Here is a 20,998-nt window from a genome sequence, read left to right as displayed (position 1 = left end):
AGGGAATGCATGGGACAGGATAAAAGGTTGCAAAGCTTATATGAGATATGGTATATTTATTCTCGGTGTTAAAAACGCACGCACGTCAATTCGCGCAATGGTGCTTACTTTCGTAAGTTTTGCCCGAAGATGCGACATGCGGAGGATACCACAAAAACCAAATCAGAGGAGGGATTGGAGATGGCAGTTATCTCCATGAAACAGCTTTTAGAAGCTGGGGTACACTTCGGTCACCAAACACGCCGTTGGAACCCAAAGATGGACAAATACATCTTCACCGAAAGAAACGGCATTTACATTATCGACCTGCAAAAAACGGTTAAAAAAGTTGAGGAAGCTTACAACTTTGTGAAATCCGTTTCCGAAGAGAACGGAACGATTCTTTTCGTAGGTACGAAAAAACAAGCTCAAGATTCCGTTGCTGAAGAAGCGGAACGCTGCGGCATGTACTACATCAACCAACGTTGGTTGGGCGGTACGCTGACAAACTTCCAAACGATTCAAAAACGTATCGATCGCTTGAAAGAGCTCGAAAGATGGGAAGAAGACGGCACATTCGACGTGCTTCCTAAGAAAGAAGTTATCATTCTCCGCAAAGAGAAAGATCGCCTTGAGAAGTTCCTGGGCGGAATCAAAAACATGAGAGGTCTTCCTAGCGCTTTGTTCGTTATCGACCCTCGCAAAGAGCGCATCGCAGTTGCGGAAGCTCGCAAATTGGGTATCCCAATCGTTGGTATCGTTGATACGAACTGCGATCCGGACGAAATCGACTACGTTATTCCTGGTAACGACGATGCGATTCGCGCTGTGAAATTGCTGACTGCCAAAATTGCGGATGCTGTTATCGAAGCTCACCAAGGCGAGCAAACGACAGCTTAATTAATAGGAATGAGAAAAAAGGGTGGTTGGAAGGTGTAACAGCCTGTCATCACCCTTTTTTTAAAGAATATCTACATAATTACAATCGGGAGGTACCTTTCAATGGCTATTACAGCTGGAATGGTAAAAGAATTACGCGAAAAAACTGGTGCAGGCATGCTGGACTGCAAAAAAGCGCTTGAAGAGGCAAATGGCGATCTGACGAAAGCTGGCGAAATTCTTCGCGAGAAAGGTCTTTCTGCCGCTGCAAACAAAGCGGGACGCATTGCAACCGAAGGCGCTGTCGAGTCCTATATTCATGCCGGCGGTAAAGTTGGCGTACTCGTGGAAATCAACTGTGAAACCGACTTCGTAGGTAAAACCGATCAATTCAAAGCATTCTGCAAAGACATCGCAATGCACATCGCTGCAGCAAGCCCTACTTACGTTCGCCGCGAAGAAGTTCCTGCCGAAGCGCTGGAAAAAGAAAAAGAAATTCTTCGCAACCAAGCTTTGAACGAAGGTAAACCGGAAAAAATCGTTGATAAAATGGTTGAAGGCCGCATCGGCAAATACTACGAAGAGTTCTGCTTGATGGAACAGCCATTCGTTAAAGATCCGGACAAAACGATCGAGCAACTGCTGAAAGAAAAAATCGCAACCATCGGCGAAAACATTACAATCCGTCGTTTCGCTCGCTTCGGGCTGGGTGAAGGACTTGAGAAAAAGCAAGAAAACTTTGCCGAAGAAGTTATGTCCCAAGTAAAACTCTAATACGCAATTCCCTAAAAGAATGGAACACTTGGTGTTCCTTCTTTTTTAGTGAATTTCGGGTATCCTGCTCACCTATTGAAACGGAGGTTATACAAGTTGGAGCAACCTTATTATAAGAGGGTCGTACTAAAATTAAGCGGGGAAGCTTTAGCTGGACAACAGGGGTACGGCATTGATTCTGAAGTCATTACCTCCATCGCAGAACAGGTGAAGGAAGTTGTCGATTTAAAGGTAGAAGTTGCTATCGTCGTTGGCGGCGGCAACATTTGGAGAGGCATCGCCGGCAGCGCCAAGGGCATTGACCGGGCGACGGCCGATTATATGGGCATGCTTGCGACCGTTATGAATTCGCTCGCGCTGCAGGATGCGCTGGAAACGATCGGCGTTCCTACGCGCGTGCAATCTTCGATCACGATGCAGCAGGTCGCTGAGCCGTATATCCGAAGAAGAGCGATGCGCCATCTGGAAAAGGGGAGAGTCGTTATATTCGCGGCGGGTACGGGCAATCCTTACTTCTCCACGGATACGACGGCGGCACTCAGAGCCGCCGAGATCGAGGCGGAAGTCATTTTAATGGCGAAAAACAAAGTCGACGGCGTCTATTCCGCAGATCCGTTCAAGGATGCGTCTGCCAAAAAGTTTGAAACGCTGACCTATATGGAAGTTATCAGCAACAATTTGGGCGTCATGGACTCCACCGCTTCCTCCCTTTGTATGGATAATAACATCCCATTAGTGGTGTTCTCGATCACGGAAAAAGGGAATATCAAACGCGTTGTCCTTGGCGAAAAAATCGGGACTACAGTTAAAGGGAGTGTCTAACCTATGCCACAATCTATTAAAAAGAACGCAGAAGACCGTATGGAAAAAGCGATCGGAGCTTTGAAAAGAGATCTGACTTCGCTGCGCGCTGGCCGCGCGACTCCTGCGTTATTGGACCGCATTCAAGTCGAATATTACGGTGCCATGACACCTGTCAATCAGCTTGCCAATCTGACGACGCCGGACTCCCGTTCCCTTCTGATTCAGCCGTGGGACAAGAGCTCGATGGGCGCGATTGAGAAAGCGATTATGAAATCCGATCTCGGCCTGACGCCATCGAACGACGGCAGTGTGATCCGGATCGTTATTCCGGCTTTGACGGAAGAACGCCGCGCCGAACTTGTGAAAATGACGAAGAAATACGGCGAAGAAGCGAAGGTTGCCATCCGCAACATTCGCCGCGATGCCAACGACGAAATCAAGAAGCTGGAGAAAGCAGGCATTTCTGAAGACGAATCCCGCAAGCATCAGGAAGATATTCAGAAATTTACCGATAAATTCGTTGCCGAAGTTGAGAAAGTATTGGCGGCCAAAGAAAAAGAAATTATGGAAGTGTAACATAGAGCCAGCCCCCCGGGTATTCGCTGGGGGTTTTTCATCTTTCCATAGGTGGGGGAACAACGATGCTCAAACCGATAAAGAAATGGCTAGGAAGTGCTTCAAGAGATGCGACCTCGGCAGAATTTCCTGACATTGATTTGGATAATGTGCCTGCGCACGTTGCCATCATTATGGACGGCAACGGGCGATGGGCAAAAAAGCGGGGATTGCCACGTGTAGCGGGACATCATTCAGGCATGAAAAATGTCAAGAAAATCACGATGGCGGCTAACGATATCGGCGTGAAGGTGCTGACGATGTACGCTTTTTCAACCGAGAATTGGAAAAGGCCGAAGGAAGAGGTCGAGTTTCTGATGAAACTGCCTCAGGAGTTTTTTCCAATGGAGATTGAAGAGCTCATCGAAAAAAATGTCCGCATCCGCATGACCGGTTGGAAAGAAGGTTTGCCGGACTACACGCTCAAAGCGATCGAAGATGCGATTGAACGCACGAAAGACAACTCCGGACTTATCCTTAACTTTGCTCTGAATTACGGCGGGCGCAAGGAAATGATCGCCGGCGTGAAGGATATTATCCGCGACGTGCAGAGCGGGAAATTAAACCCGGATGAACTGGATGAAGCCCGTTTTTCCAATTATATGTTAACTTCCGACTTGCCGGACCCCGATCTTTTGATTCGAACGAGCGGGGAACTGAGGCTGAGCAATTTCCTGTTGTGGCAGTTGGCCTACTCCGAGCTTTGGTTCACGGATGCTTACTGGCCGGAATTCACGGAATCGTTGTTTTTGCAGGCGGTAGCCGAATACCAACGCCGCGGAAGAAGATACGGCGGTATTTAATGCTGGCAGCTGCCGTAACACTCAGCGAATGCTTGCAAAGGCGGTTCATCCTGCCCGCAAAACTCTGAGGAGGAGTCACTTTGAAGCAACGAATCATCACAGGAGTTATTGCCGGACTCGTATTCATTACCTTGTTAGTGCTTGGCGGCTATTGGTATGCCGGATTGATTGTCCTTCTTTCGATAATCGGCTATCGGGAGTACATCCAAATGAACGGTTACGGCAAATATAAGCTATCCTCCTTGATTGGTTTGGCCGCTATGCTGCTGCTGGCCGTTCCTTGGGAAATGCTGCATGTGGAGCTTCCCGTCAATTTTACGGCTGTCATATGGCTTGCAATGTTTGTCCTCCTGTTCATCACGGTAGCTTCCAAGAATACAATTACGATCGATCAAATATCGGTCATTTTATTAGGTGCGGTTTATATCGGCCTCGGCTTTCATTATATGATTTCGGCGCGGATGCCTGAGAATGGCTTGTTTTGGGCGGTGCTTGTGTTCGTATGCATTTGGGCATCGGATTCCGGGGCCTATTTCGTAGGATCCGTAATCGGGAAACATCCGCTATGGCCGCAAATCAGTCCGAAAAAATCAATCGAAGGCTCCATCGGCGGCATCGTCATTGCGGTTATCGCCGCGCTCGTGTTCGCATGGTACGCTCCGTCGCTGCTTTCCTACGGGAGAGCGATTTATTTGGGCCTTGTCATAGCGGTGGTCGGTCAAATCGGCGATTTGATCCAGTCTGCTTACAAACGGGTCAAAGGCATTAAGGACACGGGTACCCTGCTTCCGGGTCATGGCGGAGTGCTCGATCGAACCGACAGCTGGCTAATTGTTTTTCCTTTCATTCAATTGTTAGGGTTGCTCCCGCAATCCTAGCCGTTTACGAGGTGTATTGATGACAAAACGCATTGCGATCCTTGGATCGACCGGATCGGTTGGCACGCAAACGCTTGACGTTATTGCGCACGCGCCGGATCGTTTTTCGGTTGAGGCCTTATCCGGCGGATATAACAGCAAGCTTATTATCGAACAAGCCCGGCAGTTTCGTCCGAAACTTGTGTCCGTTGCCGCCAAACATCTGGCCGACGAAGTTGCGCTGCATGTTCCGGCCGGAACGAAAGTCGTCTACGGCGAAGAAGGCTTGATGGAAGCCGCCGCGGCGACGGAAGCCGAGATGGTGGTTACCGCGCTGGTAGGCAGCCAGGGGCTCAGACCGACGCTGGCGGCCATCGCCGCGGGCAAACATATCGGGCTGGCGAACAAAGAAACGCTGGTCAGCGCGGGGCATATCGTGACCGAAGCGGTCAAGCGCAGCGGTGTGGACATGCTGCCGATAGACAGCGAGCATTCGGCTATTTTTCAATGCCTGAACGGCGAAAACCGCAGCGACGTCGCGAAGATCACGCTGACCGCCTCCGGGGGCTCGTTCCGCGACCGTACACGCAAAGAACTCGAAGGAGTTACGGTCGAACAAGCGCTGCAGCATCCGAACTGGTCCATGGGCGCCAAAATTACAATCGACTCCGCGACAATGGTGAACAAAGGGCTGGAAGTCATTGAAGCTCACTGGTTGTTCGGATTATCCTACGACCAAATCGGCGTGCTGATTCATCCCGAAAGCGTCATCCATTCTTACGTGGAGTTCGCCGACAACAGCTTGATCGCCCAGCTTGGCAACCCGGATATGCGCGTACCGATCCAGTATGCGCTTACGTACCCGCATCGGCTGCCGACCCCGACTCAAAAGCTGGATCTGGCGGCCGTCGGCAAATTGCATTTTAGCGAAATGGATTTCGACCGTTTTCCTTGTCTGCGGATGGCTTACGAGTGCGGCCGGCAGGGCGGCACGTCGACTACGGTATTCAATGCCGCCAATGAAGTGGCGGTAGCCCGTTTTCTGCAAGGGGAAATCACGTTCTTGCAAATCGAGCGGGTGATCGAGGAAACCGTCGGAAAGCACGAGCCGGTCTCCGCGCCGTCGCTGGAAACGATTCAGGAACAGGATGCCTGGGCAAGGGCTCATGCATCGTCGATTCATTTTTAGCCGGGGGAGCTCAGGTCAATCCGTTGGCTCGGCTCTTTTTTGGAATAACGCCGGAGTCTAAACCGTCCTCTTTTGCCGTATACTGTGCAAGTAGGGATAGCTTGTATTCAGTCGTTCAATAATGGTAATCTAAGAACATGCTATTCTGAAAATAATGCCCATTTGCGAAGCTAGGCACATGCTTACGTTGAAAGCCTTTTTGCACAAAGGCTCTAAGGAGGAAGGTACGACTTGTCAGCCATTGAAGTTGGATTAAAAGTAATTTTATTGTTTTTCGTTCTCGTGACGATACATGAATGGGGCCATTTTTATTTTGCCAAGCGCGCGGGCATTTTGGTCAGGGAGTTCGCGATCGGTTTCGGGCCAAAGCTTTTTTCATATAAAAAAGGAGAAACCAGGTATACGCTGCGCATGCTTCCGATCGGAGGGTTCGTGCGGATGGCCGGGGAAGATCCGGAAATTGTCCAGATCAATGCCGGGCAGACGATCGCCGTCAACTTGAACAAGCAAAACCAGGTCTCCGCGTTGTACCTCGATCAACTGGATCGGCGCTCCAACGTGATCGTCGGCGTCGTTGACAAAATCGATCTGGAACGCAGCCTGAGCGTTACGCTGGACGTTGACGGGGAATCGGTCACGTATCCGATCGACCCGAAAGCGCTGCTCGTGACCAAAGGAACGGAAACGCAGATCGCCCCTTATGACCGCCAGTTCGGCAGCAAGACGGTAGGGCAAAGGGCTCTGGCCATCGTAATGGGGCCTGTGATGAACTTTGTGCTGGCAATTGTCCTGTTTTTGATCCTGGTCATTATGATGGGCGTCTTCACGAATGTGAAGCTGGATTCGGTTGTGGCCGGCAAGGCGGGAGATAAAGCGGGGCTCAAAAACGGAGATATCATTATCTCGATCGATAATCAGCCTATCGGCGACGACCGGGAGAAGCTGGTGACGGCTATCCAGCAGTCCGCAGGCAAACCGATGAATTGGGTTGTGAACCGCGCCGGCAGTCCATTGACGCTGCAAGTTACACCGGAAATGGAGTCCGGAGCAGGCAAGCTCGGAGTTGTGATCTCGGGAGACCGGCGCAGCGCTACTTTCACCGAAGTCATCAAGGGAACCTATGATCAGGTGGTCGGCACGACGATCGGGATCATGACCGGGCTGCAAAAGCTGGTCATGCTCCAGTTCAAGCTCGACGACTTGGGAGGTCCCCTCCGGACGGCGCAGGTTTCCGCCGAATTCGCCAAGATGGGCATGAGCTACTTGATCTCTTGGGCGGCGACGCTGAGCTTGTACTTGGGCATATTCAACCTCCTGCCTATTCCGGCGCTGGATGGAAGCCGTTTGCTCTTCATGGGGCTTGAGGCGCTGCGCGGCAAGCCGATCGATCCGAACCGCGAGAGCATGGTGCACTTCATCGGCTTCGCGCTGCTCATGCTGCTGATGGTAGCCGTGACGTACAACGACATTTTAAGATTGATTAAAGGGTAGCGCGAGGGAAGATTTCCGTATGGAAGTTCTGAGGAGGAGAACATGTCGAACGATAAGCAGTTTGTTAAAGAAATTACCCCACAGGGAGAAGATTTCTCCCGCTGGTACATAGATGTAATAAAAAAAGCCGACCTGATGAGCTACTCGCCTGTGCGCGGATGCATCGTTTTCAAGCCGGACGGCTACGAAATCTGGGAGAACATTCAGCGCGAGCTGGATGCCCGCTTCAAAGAAACGGGGCACCGTAACGCATACTTCCCGCTGTTCATCCCGGAAAGTTTTTTCCAGAAAGAGAAAGAGCACGTCGAAGGCTTTAATCCCGAACTTCCTTGGGTGACGGAAGCGGGCGGGGAGAAGCTGGAGGAGCGTCTCGCGATTCGTCCTACTTCCGAGACGATGATCGGCCATATGTATTCGGAATGGATCAATTCGTATCGCGATCTTCCGCTGCTGATCAACCAATGGGCGAACGTCGTCCGTTGGGAAAAAAGAACGCAGCCGTTCCTGCGCACGAGCGAATTTTTATGGCAGGAAGGCCATACGGCGCATGAGGACGAGCAGGATGCCCGCCGCGAAACGATGCAAATGCTGGAGGTTTACCGCGATTTTGCCGAAAACTTCCTGGCGATACCGGTTATCGTCGGTCAGAAAACGCCGTCGGAGAAATTCGCCGGGGCGGTCGCTACGTACTCCATCGAAGCGATGATGAAAGACGGCAAAGCGGTACAAGCCGGAACATCGCATTACCTGGGCACGAATTTTGCCGTAGCTTTCGATATCAAGTATCTGGACCGCGAGAATCAGCACCAATTCGCCCATACGACGTCGTGGGGCGTGAGCACGCGGCTCATCGGCGCTTTGATTATGGTTCACGGCGACGACCGCGGACTGGCGCTTCCTCCAAAGGTGGCTCCGACGCAAGTGGTGATGATTCCGATCGGTCCTCCGAAAACGAGAGAGCAGGTCGTAGCGCGGGTGGACGAGCTGTACGCGGAGCTGAAAAAAGCCGGCGTTCGCGTGAAAGTGGACGACCGTCCGGATCAAAGTCCGGGCTGGAAATTCAACGAATACGAGATGAGAGGCGTGCCGATTCGCGTCGAGCTCGGTCCCCGCGACATGGAGAACGGCCAAGTCGTTCTCGTATCCAGAGTCAGCGGCGAGAAAAAAGTGGTGGCCCAGGCCGATTTTGTTCAGGAAGTGCAAAATTTGCTTGCTGAGATTCATCAGCAGATGTATGATAAAGCGAAGCAGTTCAGAGACGAACACTTCGTCGCCGTCGATACGCTTGATGAATTCAAGACGTTCCTCGAAGGCAAGCGCGGCTTTGCGCTAGCCGGCTGGTGCGGCTCGGAAGCTTGCGAATCGCAGGTTAAGGAAGAGACGGGGGCGACAAGCCGCAATATTCCGTTCTCGCCGTCCGTGACGAAATCGACTTGTCTGGTATGCGGGGAAGCTGCCGAACACACCGTCGTATTTGGCCGCAGTTACTAATAGCAGGTGTTATAAAAGGGCAAACGGAATGCACCATCTCCTTTGCCCTTCGTATTTTTCTTGGGGAGGATGTTCATGAGTAATCTGGCTGACAAAAGGAATCGCTTTGAGCTATTGATGCAGCAAGCGGAGATTCCGGCCGAGACGATCCGCTCGTTTTTTTCGGAAGGGTATATCGATCAGGTGGAGATTAGCCGCAAGAATCGGGATTGGACCTTTTATTTGATCAAAAACGAATTAGTGCCTCAGAACATATACCGCTCTTTTTGCAAAACGATTCAGGAAAAATTCGCCCATATCGCCAAAATTCGCTTTATTTGGCGGTTCGAACAAGCCGACCCGGCCGATTTGGTCGCCGAATACTGGTCTTTGTTTATCGAATGGCTGCAGCGGGAAGCCGCTACCGTCAACGGCTGGATGAGCAGGGCGAAGTTTGAAGTGCAGGGGCATAACCTCACTTTAATGATGCTGGACCAGATCGGTTTGGAACTGGCCAAGAAGAAAAATATCGATATGTACGCGAGAAACTTTTTCCTGAACTATTTTCAGACGGATTTCACCGTGAAGTACGGGCTGAGCGATTCGAGCGACGCGGAGGCGGAGAAGGAACGTTTTGCCAAACTGATCGAAGAAGAAGAGAAAACCGTAACGCAAGAGATCATGATGTCCATCGAGCAGGAAGAGGAGTCTTCGCTGCCGGATACGGATCTTAAGCTGATGATCGGTTACGATATCAAGGAAGTGCCGACGCCGCTGAAAGATATTGTGGAAGAGGAAAAGAAAGTGACGGTGCAGGGGACCGTTTTCGGCCTTGATGTCAAGGAATTAAGGAACGGCAGTACGCTGTTCACGTTTAATTTAACGGACTTTACGGACTCGATGTCCATGAAGGTTTTTGCCAAAACGAAGGACGATGTCAAAATTCTCAGCCTGCTGGCGAACGGCACATGGATTAGAGCCCGGGGCAAAGTGGAATACGACCGCTTCATGCAAATTCCCGAATTGGTCATGATTCCGAATGACCTCAACGAAGTGATGGGACCCAAGGATCGTATGGACGACGCAGCCGAAAAGCGCGTAGAGTTTCATCTACATACGGCGATGAGCACGATGGACGGCTTGACGCCGGTCGATCAATACATTAAAATGGCCGCCAAATGGGGGCATAAAGCGATCGCCATTACCGATCACAGCAACATTCAATGTTTCCCCGAGGCGGGAAAAGCCGGCAAAAAGCACGGGATCAAAGTGATTTACGGCATCGAGGCGAACGTCGTGAACGATTCCATCCCGATCGCGATGAATGCGCAGGACATCGATCTCAAACAAGGGACTTATGTTATTTTCGATATTGAGACCACGGGCTTGTCCGTGACGAATAATAAAATTATCGAGCTTGCAGGCGTGAAAATGCAGGACGGCAAAGAAATCGACCGTTTTGCGACATTTATTAATCCGCATGAGCGAATTCCTTACAATATTCAGCAGTTGACGAACATTAACGACGACATGGTCAAGGACGCTCCCGAACTGGAGGACAAGCTGCCGGAGTTTGTGGCGTTTGTCGAGGACGCGATTCTTGTTGCACATAACGCCCGATTCGATATGGGATTCATTCAGGCCAATTTGAAACAGATGGGCTTGCCGGAGCTGCCGAACCCGGTTCTGGACACGCTGGAGCTTGCGCGCTTGCTGTTCCCGACATTAAAAAATCACCGTCTCAACACATTGACCGACAAATTCAAAGTCAGCCTGGAAAGCCATCACCGCGCGGTTGACGACTCGATCGCTTTGGGATACGTGCTGTTTCATTTGATCAATGAAGCCAGTGAACGCAACATGACGAATCTTGCCGGATTGAATGAATATGTCGGTAAGGATTTAAGGACTCAGCGGCCGTTTCACTGCAATATTTATGCGCTGAACGCCGTCGGCAAGAAAAATTTGTTCAAGCTTGTCTCCCTCTCTCACACCGAATATTTTCACAGGGTGGCCAGCATTCCCAAAAGCAAGCTCGTAGAGCTGCGGGACGGGCTTCTCGTCGTCTCGGGCTGCGAGAAAGGCGAGTTTTTCGAGGCTGTGCTCAATAAATCGGTGGAAGAGGCCGAGCAGGTAGCCGAGTTTTACGATGTGCTGGAAATCCAGCCTGTCAGCTACAACATGCATCTGGTAGACAAAGGACTGGTCGGCAGCAAGGAAGATTTGGAGGGTGCGGTAAGACGCGTGTGCCAGATCGCCAGTAAGCTGGGCAAGCCAGTCATCGCGACGGGCAACGTCCATTATTTGCATCCAAGGGAAAAATTGTTCCGGGACATCACTATACACGGGATCACAGGCTTTAGCCCGCTTAAAGATATGAAAAAGCCGGACGCCCATTTCCGTACGACAAAAGAGATGCTGGAAGAGTTCAAATTCCTTGGCGAGGACAAGGCGCACGAAGTCGTGATCCGCAACACTAACGAGCTCGCTGACCGGTTTGAGGAAATCCAGCTGTTTCCGGACAAGCTGTTTACACCGATTATCGAAGGCGCGGATGACGAGATTCGCAGCACCTGCTACAGCACGGCCAAAAGCATCTATGGCGACGAACTGCCGGAAGTTATAGTGGCCCGTTTGGAAAAAGAGCTCGTGCCGATCATCAAGTACGGCTTCTCGGCGAACTATTTGATTTCCGAGCGGCTCGTGAAAAAGTCCAACGAAGACGGATACCTCGTTGGCTCCCGGGGCTCCGTAGGCTCCTCCGTCGTCGCAATGATGCTGGGCATCTCGGAGGTAAACCCGCTGCCGCCGCACTATGTTTGCCATTCCTGCAAGCAGAGCGAATGGTTTCTGGACGGAAGCGTGCCGTCGGGCTTCGATCTTCCGGACAAAATTTGCCCGCACTGCGGCACGAATATGCGCGGGGACGGACACGACATTCCGTTCGAGACGTTCCTTGGCTTCAAGGGGGACAAAGTCCCCGATATCGATTTGAACTTTTCGGGCGAATACCAGCCTGTCGCCCATAACTATACGAAGGTGCTGTTCGGCGAGAAAAGCGTATTTCGCGCGGGCACCATCGGCACGGTTGCGGAAAAGACGGCCTTCGGCTTCGTGAAGAAGTACGAAGAGGAGCACGGCCGAAAATGGCGGGGCGCCGAGCTGAACCGGCTTGCGGCCGGCTGCACCGGCGTGAAGCGGAGCACGGGCCAGCATCCCGGCGGCATCGTCGTCGTCCCCGACTATATCGAGGTCGACGACATTACGCCGGTGCAGTATCCGGCCGACGATACGAGCGCGGAGTGGAAGACGACGCACTTCGATTATCACGCATTCGACGCGAACTTGCTGAAGCTCGATATTCTCGGGCACGACGATCCGACGATGATGCGGATGCTGCAGGATTTGACCGGCATCGATCCGACTACGCTGCCCATGAACGACCGGAAGGCGATGAGCATCTTCAACTCGACGGAAGCTCTCGGCGTTACGCCGGAGCAAATTCGCTCGCCCGTCGCCACGTACGGAGTTCCCGAAATGGGAACGAAGTTCGTGCGGCAGATGCTGCAGGAGACGCAGCCGAGCACGTTTGCCGACTTGTTGCAAATTTCCGGTTTGTCCCACGGCACCGGAGTTTGGCTGGGCAATGCGCAGGAGCTGATCAAGAAAGGCATATGCAACATTAAGACGGTGATCGGCTGCCGTGACGATATCATGCTCTATTTGATCTACAAAGCCGGCATGGATGCCGGACTTGCGTTCAAAATTACCGAGAGCGTGCGGAAAGGCAAAGGGCTGACGGACGAGTGGAAGGAAGAGATGAAGCGCTGCAACGTGCCGGCCTGGTACATCGAGTCGTGCGAACGGATCGAATACATGTTCCCGAAAGCACACGCTGCCGCCTACGTCATCTCCGCCGTGCGCACGGCGTACTACAAGGTGTATCACCCGCTTGCTTACTACGCGACTTATTTCAGCGTGCGCGCTTCGGACTTTGACCTGGAAATTTTGTGCCAGGGCTATGACGCCATCTTGAAGAAGCTGATCGAAATCGAGGAGAAGGGCTTCCAGGCTCTGCCGAAGGAAAAAGCGATGGTGTCCATCCTCGAGATGGCGCTGGAAATGACGGCCCGCGGCTTCAGCTTCAAGCCGATCGATCTGTACCGTTCCGATGCGACACGTTTTCTCATTGACGGCACTGCGCTGATTCCGCCGTTTGCCGCGATGCAGGGAATCGGGGAGAACGCTGCGAAAAATATCGCCGCCGCCAAAGAGGAAGGCGATTTCCTGTCTGTGGAAGATTTCCAAAACCGCTCGAAAGCTTCGAAGACGATCGTCGAACTGCTCGCTTCCATGGGCTGTTTCCGCGGCTTGCCGGAATCGAATCAGTTGTCCTTATTCTAATCCGCAAAACAGCATGAATTACCAATCTTCCTATTGTAAAGCCGTTAACGGTTATGGTATAATTTTTCTTGGCAATAATGAGGATATCATCTTGTGATTAAAGAGTGGGGAAACCCACTCTTTACATTTTGATATAGGACTTTTCGCGCTGGGTGTAACCGGCGCGGGTAGGTTGGCTTATGAAGCTGCTCAGAATGCGAAAGTTCAATTTAGGAGGGTATATCAATACGTGGTTACACAAGCGCACATCAAATCCGTCGTTGAGGACATGCTGAAAGATTTCATCGAGCAGAATGGATTTGAGCTCGTGGATATCGAATACGTCAAAGAAGGCAGCAACTGGTTCCTTCGCGTCTATGCAGACAAAGAAGGCGGCATTGATATAGATGATTGCGGCCGTATCAGCGAATATTTAAGCGCCAAGCTCGACGAGAAGGATCCGATCGCCGACGCTTATTTCCTGGAAGTATCTTCGCCGGGGGCGGAGCGTCCGCTGAAAAAGCCTCAAGATTATCAGAAGGCTGTAGGCAGTCATGTATTTATTACGACTTATGAGCCGATTGACGGTGCGAAGGAATTCGAAGGGTTGCTGTTGTCTTACGACGGTGAGCAGCTTGTCGTTGAAGCTGGCAAAAAGAAGAGCACGATTCCGCTCGCAAAAGTAGCCAGCGCCAGGTTGGCCATAGTCTTTTAGCGATTGCTATTTATTGAAAGGGGGAACTCGGTTCAAATGAACATGGATTTTATCGAAGCGCTGTCGGAAATTGAACGTGAGAAAGGCATCTCCAAGGAGCTGTTGATTGACGCGATCGAGGCAGCGATGATTTCGAGCTATAAAAGAAATTTCAACACCGCGCAGAATGTGCGCGTAGACATTAACCGCCAAACGGGTTTGATTAGAGTTTACGCTCGCAAAAACGTGACGGAAGAAGTGCTGGACCCAAGAATGGAAATTTCGCTTCACGCGGCCCGGGAAATCAATCCGAACTATCAGCTTGACGACATCGTGGAGATTGAAGTTACGCCGCGCGATTTCGGCCGTATTGCCGCCCAGACGGCAAAGCAGGTCGTCACCCAGCGTATCCGCGAAGCGGAGAGAGGCTTGATCTACAACGCTTTTATCGATAAAGAGGAAGATATCGTAACAGGCATTTTGCAGCGCCAGGATCAACGCAACATTTATGTGGACCTGGGCAAGGTAGAAGCCGTGCTTCCGCTTACCGAACTGATGCCGACCGACAAATTCAAGCAAGGCGACCGGATCAAGGCTTACATTACGAAAGTGGAAAATACGACCAAAGGTCCGCAAATCATTTTGTCGAGAACGCATCCGGGCTTGCTCAAACGGCTGTTTGAGCTGGAAGTTCCGGAAATTTTCGACGGCGTGGTTGAAATTCGCTCCGTAGCGCGCGAAGCCGGGTTCCGCTCCAAGATCGCCGTGCACTCCCGCAATGACGAAGTGGATCCCGTCGGCTCCTGCGTAGGCCCGAAAGGAATGCGCGTGCAGACGATCGTCAGCGAGCTGCGCGGCGAGAAAATCGACATCGTGCGCTGGATGGAGAGCGTGGAAGAGTACGTTGCCAACGCGCTCAGCCCTTCTAAAGTGCTCGAAGTGCAAGTGCATGAAACGGAGAAAATGGCCCGCGTGATCGTGCCGGATTATCAATTGTCGCTCGCGATCGGCATCAAAGGTCAGAACGCCCGTCTGGCGGCTAAACTGACCGGTTGGAAGATCGATATCAAGAGCGAATCGCAAGCGGAACAAGAATACGGCAGACCGAGGACATCGACGGAAGAGATGCATCAGGATTCCGTCAGCATCGATTAAGCCGGACTGCGCTTAAGTTTGCCGAAATCAAGGGGGTGACCGGGGAATGAAACAAAGAAAAGTCCCTTTGAGAAAATGTGTGGCCTGCCAGGAGATGATGCCGAAGCGGGAACTGATCCGCATCGTCAAAACGCCTGAAGGCGAGATTCTTATCGATCTGAAAGGGAAAAAGTCCGGGCGCGGTGCCTACCTGTGCGGCAAAGTTTCCTGTTTTAAGCTGGCCAAGAAAAGCAAGGCGCTGGACCGGGCGCTGAAGCATACGGTGAGCGCTGAAATTTACGACCAGTTGGAGCAGGATTTCATTAAAGTGGAAGACGAGTTTATCTCTTCGAAAGAGGAGATGACGGACGATGAAGAATAAATTTTTATCTCATTTGGGTTTAGCCATGCGGGCAGGCAAGTTGGTAACCGGCGACGAAGGCGTGATGAAGGCCATTCGCTCGGGCGAGGCCAAACTGGTCATTATCGCAGAGGATGCTTCCGCCAATACGCACAAAAAGTTTCAAGATAAATGCCGATTCTATGGGGTTACGCTCATGGAAATGGGCTCCAAGGCGGAACTGGGAGGCAGCATTGGCAAGGAAATGCGCGTCATTCTCGGCGTCTTGGACGGAGGCTTCGCACAGATGCTGCTGAAGTGTCAGGTAGACTGAAAGCCGGCTCCGATGTTTAAAAGAAGTTAGATGCAGTCCGCTTTCAGTATAATTACTGCGGAGGTGAAAAGTATTGACAAATAAACAGGATAATAAGGACAAACTTCGCGTTTACGAATATGCCAAATCGCTCAATATGAGCAGCAAAGAGATCATTACGATTCTCAAACGTTTAAATATTCCCGTTAACAATCACATGAGCGTCATGGAGAATGAAGCGGTGGATAGTGTGGAAAGATTTTTTCGCGATATTAAAGCAAATGCGGCTGCCAAGCGGGCAGCTACGGACGGAGGAAATGTGAACTCAACGACGACTAATCAGAAGCCTGCAGGACAGGGTTCTACACCAGAAAATAAAGGAGCTGCGAACTCGGCTTCGAAACCGGCATCGCAGCAAGCAAACAGCGGCAGCGGAACAAAACCATCCGCGCCTCAACAACAGCATAATCAAGCATCGCAAGGCCAAAGACAGGGCCATCAAGGCGGGCAATCCCGACGCTCCGACGATCAATATGTGGCCAGCCGTCCGGCTCAGCCGCAGCGCGACCAACGCCAAGGCGGGCAAGGCCAGGGTCAACGCACGAATTATCAAGGTCAAGGTCAAGGCCAGGGTCAAGGCGGCGGCAATCGCAGCGGAGACCAGCGTCAAGGCGGCCAGCAGCGTTCCGGCGATCAAAGACCGTACCGTCAGAACGATCAGCGTCCTTCCGGCGGCGGCAATTTTAATGGGCGCTCAGGCGGGCAAGGCCAAGGTCAGGGTCAAGGCGGCGGCAACCGCAGCGGCGGCTTCAACAATTCCGGCCCTCGCCCGAATCAGGGCGGCAATGCTTCGTCCGGCGGATCGAATGCGGGAGGCGGCAACCGTCCGCAAGGCGGAGGCACTCCGAACCGCAGCACTTCGTCGAACCGTCCGGCCCGTCAGTTTGACAACCGCCACAATCAGAGCAGCAGACCGGTCATCCAGGAAGCGAAGCCGCAGTTCCACGTTGGCGCGACGGCAGCGGAATTGGATGAAGCGGCGGCTAAAGCCGGCGTGAAAACGACGAAGAAAACGAAGCCGACGACCAAACGTTTCGACGATGGCAAACAAGGCGGCAACCGCGGCCCAGGCGGCAATTCCAGAAACAACCAAAGAGGCAATCAAAGAGGCAGATTCCAGCAGGAACCAGTGAAGAAAGAGAAAATCGACAATACGCCGAAGAAGATCATCGTCCGCGGCAGCATGACGGTCGGCGAAACGGCCAAACTGCTTCATAAAGATGCTTCGGAAGTCATTAAAAAGCTGCTCTTCCTGGGCGTCATGGCGACGATTAACCAGGAGCTTGATTTGGATTCGATCCAACTCATCGCAAACGAATTCGGAGTTGAGGTCGAAGTTAAGATCAAAGTCGAAGAAGACCGCTTTGAGACATTCGAAGAAGTCGATGATGAAGCCGATCTTCTGGAGCGTCCTCCGGTCGTTACGATCATGGGTCACGTCGACCACGGTAAAACGACCCTGCTCGACGCTATCCGCCAAACGAATGTGACGGAAGGCGAAGCAGGCGGCATCACGCAGCATATCGGCGCTTATCAGGTCGAAGTGAACCATAAAAAAATTACGTTCCTGGATACTCCGGGCCACGAAGCGTTCACAACGATGCGTGCCCGCGGCGCTCAAGTGACGGACATTACAATTATCGTCGTTGCGGCGGATGACGGCGTTATGCCTCAGACCGTTGAAGCGATCAACCATGCCAAAGCGGCTGGCTGCCCGATCATCGTCGCGGTGAACAAAATCGATAAAGAAGGCGCTAATCCGGATCAAATCAAGCAGGCTCTTACGGCATTTGAACTCGTGCCGGAAGAATGGGGCGGAGACACGATCTTCTGCGAAATTTCCGCGAAGCAGCGCATCGGACTTGAGAACCTGCTGGAGATGATTTTGCTTGTCGCCGAAGTTCAGGAGTACAAAGCGAATCCGAACAAGCGGGCAAGAGGAACAGTCATCGAGGCTGAGCTGGACAAAGGAAGAGGTCCCGTGGCCCGTATTCTTATTCAGCACGGCACGCTCAAAGTCGGCGACAGCTTCGTAGCTGGCGTATGCTTCGGCCGCGTCAGAGCGATGGTCAATGACAAAGGCAAACGTTTGAAAGAAGCAGGTCCTTCCACACCGGTCGAAATTACCGGTCTGACCGAGGTGCCTCAAGCAGGGGATCCGTTCCTTGCTTACGAGGATGAGCGCAAAGCCAGAGACATCGCGGAAAGACGCGCGACCGCGCTTCGCCAGTCCGAAATGGGCGCCAACGCGCGCGTTACGCTGGATGATCTCTTCAAACATATTAAAGACGGCGAAATCAAAGATTTGAATGTCATCATCAAAGGGGACGTTCAAGGTTCGGTCGAAGCGCTGAAAAGCTCTCTGGAGAAAATTGAAGTCGAAGGCGTACGCGTAAAAATTCTTCATAACGGCGTCGGCGCGGTCACGGAATCGGATATTATTCTCGCTTCCGCTTCGAATGCGATCATCATCGGCTTTAACGTTCGTCCTGAGCCTGCTGCGAAAGCGACGGCCGACCAGGAAAAAGTGGATATCCGTCTGCACAACATCATCTACAACGTCATTGAAGAAATCGAGCAGGCCATGAAAGGCATGTTGGATCCGATCTTCAAAGAGAACGTGCTCGGTCAAGCCGAAGTGCGCAACGTGTTCAAAATTACCGGCGTCGGTGCGATCGCAGGCTGCATGATCACCTCCGGCAAAATTACGCGCAACGCTCAGGCTCGCTTAATCCGCGGCGGCATCGTCGTGCATGAAGGCAAGATCGATTCCCTGAAAAGATACAAGGACGATGCAAAAGAAGTCGCTCAAGGCTACGAATGTGGTATATCTCTGGAGCGTTATCATGATATTAAAGAAGGGGACGTTATCGAAGCCTTCATCATGGAAACTGTTGAGAGGTGATTGACGTATGGCCAGAGTAAGAGTAGGACGCGTAGGTGAGCAAATCAAGAAAGAGCTCAGCCAAATTATACAATCCGAATTGAAGGATCCGCGTATCGGATTTTTGACGGTAACCGGCGTAGAAGTTACGAACGATTTATCCCTTGCGCGCGTGTTCCTGAGCGTTATGGGAACCGACGAGCAGAAGGAAGCCACGCTCAAAGCGTTGGCCTCCGGCACCGGGTATATCCGTTCGGAGCTCGGCAAGCGAATTCGTTTGCGCAAAATTCCCGAACTTCAATTCAAGTTTGACAGCTCCATTGACTATGGAAGCCGCATCGACCAACTGCTGCACAAGCTCAACGAGGAAGGAAATCCGAACTTATGACGAGCGGAATGAACCATGCACCCGAGTACAGGCAGCAGCTTGATGCCGCTGCAAAGTTTATCGAGCAGCATGACGATTTCCTGGTGGTATCCCATATCCAGCCGGATGGGGATGCCGCCGGCTCTACATATGTGACAGGATGGATGCTGCAGCAGCTTGGGAAATGTTTCACAATGATCAACGAAGGTCCCATGCCATCCAAATTCGCTTATTTGTGGGGAAGCGATCGGGTGCTGGACTTCGGCAAGGAGCGTCCGGCCCGCAGTTTTCAAACGATCATAAGCGTTGATTGTGCTGATTTTTCCAGAATAGGCAAGATCAGCACTCTTTTTGACGATCGGGCGGAACTGCTCAACATTGACCATCATCCTACGAACGACAAATTCGGGACGTGTCATTTGATCAAGGATGACGCAGCGGCTACCGTGCAAATTTTGTACGATCTGGCATTGCATATGAACCTCAAGCCCGCTTTGGCGTTTGGGGAATGCATTTATACGGGACTCTTGACCGATACGGGAGGTTTCCGCTATTCGAACACAACGCCGGAGGTGCTGCAAATAGGCGCTTCTTTGTTGGCGCTAGGGGTGAAGGGCGCGGACATCGCCGAGCAGGTGCTCGAGCGGTTGACATTTGCCCAGATCGAACTGCTGCAAAAGGCGCTTCCGACGCTTTCGTTTGCTTGCGACCGCAAGCTGGCCTGGCTTGCCGTTTCGCTTGAGGATCTCGAGTCAACCGGGGCTTCCGGCGAAGATCTCGATGGGCTGGTCAACTACCCGCGCAATGTGGAAGGCGTCGAGGTGGGGATGCTGTTTAAGGAAAAAGCCGCCGGTGTCATCAAAGTGAGTCTCCGTTCCGCAGGCAAAGTGGACGTAGCCCGCATCGCGCAAGCTTTGGGCGGCGGCGGCCATGTCCGGGCATCGGGCTGTACGATTCACGGAACGCTGGATGTAGCGGTGGCAACCATGATTCAGGAAGTAGGGACAGAACTGATATGACGTTAGAAGGCGTTTTGCCGGTATGGAAGCCGAAAAACTTTACGTCGCACGACGTTGTCGCCAAAGCCAGGCGCCTGCTGGGCGTCAAGCGGATCGGCCATACGGGGACGCTGGACCCGGAGGTTACGGGTGTGCTGCCCTTATGCGTAGGACGAGCTACGCGGATGGTGGAATACATTCAGGATCTGCCGAAGGAATACGAGGCCGTGCTTCTGATCGGTCTGGCGACGGACACGGAGGATATGACGGGAACCGTCCTCGAAGAGGCCGGACAAGTCTCGCTTCGGGAGGACGAGATCCGCGCCGCTCTGGCGTCGTTCGTGGGGGAGATCGAACAGGTTCCTCCGATGTTTTCGGCCGTGAAAGTGGACGGAAAGAGGCTCTACGAACTGGCCCGCGAAGGCAAGGAAGTCGAACGCAAGTCGCGAAAAGTAACGATTCACGGCATCGAGATTTTGCGCATCGATGCGGACGCGAAGCACCCTGAGATCCATTTTCGGGTAAGCTGCTCCAAGGGGACGTACATTCGCACATTGTGTGTCGATATCGGCAAGGCACTGGGCTATCCGGCGGTGATGAAAAGCTTGATCCGCACCTCAACGGGAAATATCCGCCAGGAGCAGTGTCTGACCTTTGAGCAGATCGAGCAGCTGAAGGCGGCGGGCACGCTGCAAGCAAAAATGATCCCCATGGATCAAGCAGTTTCGCATATTCCCGAAGTGCGGCTTTCAGCCAAGGAAGCGGAGCATGCGCTCCAGGGCAAACGAATCGCTTGCCAGGCCGGACGCATTCCGCATGTTCGCGCTTTGCAGCCGCTGCTCCGCGCTTATTCGCCGGACGGGCGTTTTCTGGGTTTATTTGAATGGAATAAAGGGGATCAAACGCTTGTTCCCGTAAAAATATTTTTATAATTTTCCGTATGATTCATGACCGGACGGGCTGA

At 52.3% G+C, this 20,998-nt stretch carries 18 protein-coding genes; all 18 read left to right on the top strand.

Annotated features, from left to right (window positions below):
* The first annotated feature begins 180 nt into the window (after positions 1–180).
* The 18 genes from rpsB (at position 181) to truB (ending at position 20,966) form a co-directional block, all read left to right on the top strand.
* Complete coding sequence (gene rpsB, locus AC6RNO_RS03165; RefSeq protein WP_474683199.1) at positions 181–879, top strand: 30S ribosomal protein S2; 699 nt, start codon at positions 181–183, stop codon at positions 877–879.
* Between the two features lie 102 nt (positions 880–981).
* Positions 982–1,632 carry a translation elongation factor Ts gene (gene tsf / locus AC6RNO_RS03160; RefSeq protein WP_497104536.1) on the top strand — a complete coding sequence of 217 codons (651 nt, stop codon included), beginning with the start codon at positions 982–984 and terminating at the stop codon, positions 1,630–1,632.
* A gap of 96 nt (positions 1,633–1,728) precedes the next feature.
* The gene (gene pyrH / locus AC6RNO_RS03155) at positions 1,729–2,454 is read left to right on the top strand and encodes a UMP kinase (RefSeq protein ID WP_497104534.1); all 726 of its coding nucleotides are present in this window, start codon (positions 1,729–1,731) and stop codon (positions 2,452–2,454) included.
* A 3-nt stretch (positions 2,455–2,457) separates the two neighbouring features.
* Positions 2,458–3,012, top strand: coding sequence for a ribosome recycling factor (frr, locus tag AC6RNO_RS03150; protein WP_474683196.1), 555 nt, complete (start codon positions 2,458–2,460; stop codon positions 3,010–3,012).
* 65 nt (positions 3,013–3,077) lie between these two features.
* Positions 3,078–3,854, top strand: coding sequence for an undecaprenyl pyrophosphate synthase (gene uppS, locus AC6RNO_RS03145; protein WP_497104532.1), 777 nt, complete (start codon positions 3,078–3,080; stop codon positions 3,852–3,854).
* Between the two features lie 80 nt (positions 3,855–3,934).
* Entirely contained in the window at positions 3,935–4,732 is a 798-nt protein-coding gene (locus AC6RNO_RS03140) for a phosphatidate cytidylyltransferase (RefSeq protein ID WP_474683194.1), read from the top strand.
* 19 nt (positions 4,733–4,751) lie between these two features.
* Positions 4,752–5,900 (top strand): 1-deoxy-D-xylulose-5-phosphate reductoisomerase, encoded by a 1,149-nt coding sequence (locus tag AC6RNO_RS03135; protein ID WP_497104529.1) that lies wholly within the window; start codon positions 4,752–4,754, stop codon positions 5,898–5,900.
* A gap of 231 nt (positions 5,901–6,131) precedes the next feature.
* Positions 6,132–7,391 carry an RIP metalloprotease RseP gene (gene rseP / locus AC6RNO_RS03130; protein WP_497104527.1) on the top strand — a complete coding sequence of 420 codons (1,260 nt, stop codon included), beginning with the start codon at positions 6,132–6,134 and terminating at the stop codon, positions 7,389–7,391.
* A 42-nt stretch (positions 7,392–7,433) separates the two neighbouring features.
* Entirely contained in the window at positions 7,434–8,882 is a 1,449-nt protein-coding gene (gene proS, locus AC6RNO_RS03125; protein ID WP_474683191.1) for a proline--tRNA ligase, read from the top strand.
* A 75-nt stretch (positions 8,883–8,957) separates the two neighbouring features.
* A complete protein-coding gene (locus AC6RNO_RS03120) occupies positions 8,958–13,265 on the top strand; it encodes a PolC-type DNA polymerase III (RefSeq protein ID WP_497104525.1) in 4,308 nt (1,435 codons plus the stop codon).
* 229 nt (positions 13,266–13,494) lie between these two features.
* Positions 13,495–13,959, top strand: coding sequence for a ribosome maturation factor RimP (gene rimP, locus AC6RNO_RS03115; RefSeq protein WP_474683189.1), 465 nt, complete (start codon positions 13,495–13,497; stop codon positions 13,957–13,959).
* Between the two features lie 36 nt (positions 13,960–13,995).
* On the top strand, positions 13,996–15,093 hold the full coding sequence (gene nusA, locus AC6RNO_RS03110) for a transcription termination factor NusA (protein WP_474683188.1): 1,098 nt from the start codon (positions 13,996–13,998) through the stop codon (positions 15,091–15,093).
* A gap of 46 nt (positions 15,094–15,139) precedes the next feature.
* The gene (rnpM, locus tag AC6RNO_RS03105) at positions 15,140–15,454 is read left to right on the top strand and encodes an RNase P modulator RnpM (RefSeq protein ID WP_497104522.1); all 315 of its coding nucleotides are present in this window, start codon (positions 15,140–15,142) and stop codon (positions 15,452–15,454) included.
* On the top strand, positions 15,444–15,746 hold the full coding sequence (locus tag AC6RNO_RS03100) for a L7Ae/L30e/S12e/Gadd45 family ribosomal protein (protein ID WP_474683186.1): 303 nt from the start codon (positions 15,444–15,446) through the stop codon (positions 15,744–15,746). The genes rnpM and AC6RNO_RS03100 overlap by 11 nt, the downstream gene beginning before the upstream one ends.
* A gap of 73 nt (positions 15,747–15,819) precedes the next feature.
* Positions 15,820–18,690 carry a translation initiation factor IF-2 gene (gene infB, locus AC6RNO_RS03095; protein WP_497104520.1) on the top strand — a complete coding sequence of 957 codons (2,871 nt, stop codon included), beginning with the start codon at positions 15,820–15,822 and terminating at the stop codon, positions 18,688–18,690.
* Positions 18,691–18,697: 7 nt separating this feature from the next.
* Positions 18,698–19,057, top strand: a complete 360-nt coding sequence (gene rbfA, locus AC6RNO_RS03090) for a 30S ribosome-binding factor RbfA (RefSeq protein WP_474683184.1) — start codon at positions 18,698–18,700, stop codon at positions 19,055–19,057.
* Positions 19,054–20,055: a DHHA1 domain-containing protein gene (locus AC6RNO_RS03085; protein WP_497104517.1), complete on the top strand. Its 1,002-nt coding sequence runs from the start codon at positions 19,054–19,056 to the stop codon at positions 20,053–20,055. Before rbfA ends, AC6RNO_RS03085 begins: the two co-directional genes overlap by 4 nt.
* Positions 20,052–20,966, top strand: a complete 915-nt coding sequence (truB, locus tag AC6RNO_RS03080; RefSeq protein ID WP_474683182.1) for a tRNA pseudouridine(55) synthase TruB — start codon at positions 20,052–20,054, stop codon at positions 20,964–20,966. Before AC6RNO_RS03085 ends, truB begins: the two co-directional genes overlap by 4 nt.
* The last annotated feature ends 32 nt before the right edge of the window (positions 20,967–20,998 follow it).

The sequence above is a fragment of the Paenibacillus sp. sgz302190 genome, from assembly GCF_059820445.1.
This window is presented reverse-complemented; position numbering and strand designations above follow the sequence as displayed.

Coding starts and splice junctions, on each gene's coding strand:
- rpsB (WP_474683199.1), top strand. CDS start 181: ATGGCAGTTATCTCCATGAAACAGCTTTTAGAAGCTGGGGTACACTTC.
- tsf (WP_497104536.1), top strand. CDS start 982: ATGGCTATTACAGCTGGAATGGTAAAAGAATTACGCGAAAAAACTGGT.
- frr (WP_474683196.1), top strand. CDS start 2,458: ATGCCACAATCTATTAAAAAGAACGCAGAAGACCGTATGGAAAAAGCG.
- uppS (WP_497104532.1), top strand. CDS start 3,078: ATGCTCAAACCGATAAAGAAATGGCTAGGAAGTGCTTCAAGAGATGCG.
- AC6RNO_RS03135 (WP_497104529.1), top strand. CDS start 4,752: ATGACAAAACGCATTGCGATCCTTGGATCGACCGGATCGGTTGGCACG.
- proS (WP_474683191.1), top strand. CDS start 7,434: ATGTCGAACGATAAGCAGTTTGTTAAAGAAATTACCCCACAGGGAGAA.
- AC6RNO_RS03120 (WP_497104525.1), top strand. CDS start 8,958: ATGAGTAATCTGGCTGACAAAAGGAATCGCTTTGAGCTATTGATGCAG.
- nusA (WP_474683188.1), top strand. CDS start 13,996: ATGAACATGGATTTTATCGAAGCGCTGTCGGAAATTGAACGTGAGAAA.
- rnpM (WP_497104522.1), top strand. CDS start 15,140: ATGAAACAAAGAAAAGTCCCTTTGAGAAAATGTGTGGCCTGCCAGGAG.
- AC6RNO_RS03100 (WP_474683186.1), top strand. CDS start 15,444: ATGAAGAATAAATTTTTATCTCATTTGGGTTTAGCCATGCGGGCAGGC.
- rbfA (WP_474683184.1), top strand. CDS start 18,698: ATGGCCAGAGTAAGAGTAGGACGCGTAGGTGAGCAAATCAAGAAAGAG.
- AC6RNO_RS03085 (WP_497104517.1), top strand. CDS start 19,054: ATGACGAGCGGAATGAACCATGCACCCGAGTACAGGCAGCAGCTTGAT.
- truB (WP_474683182.1), top strand. CDS start 20,052: ATGACGTTAGAAGGCGTTTTGCCGGTATGGAAGCCGAAAAACTTTACG.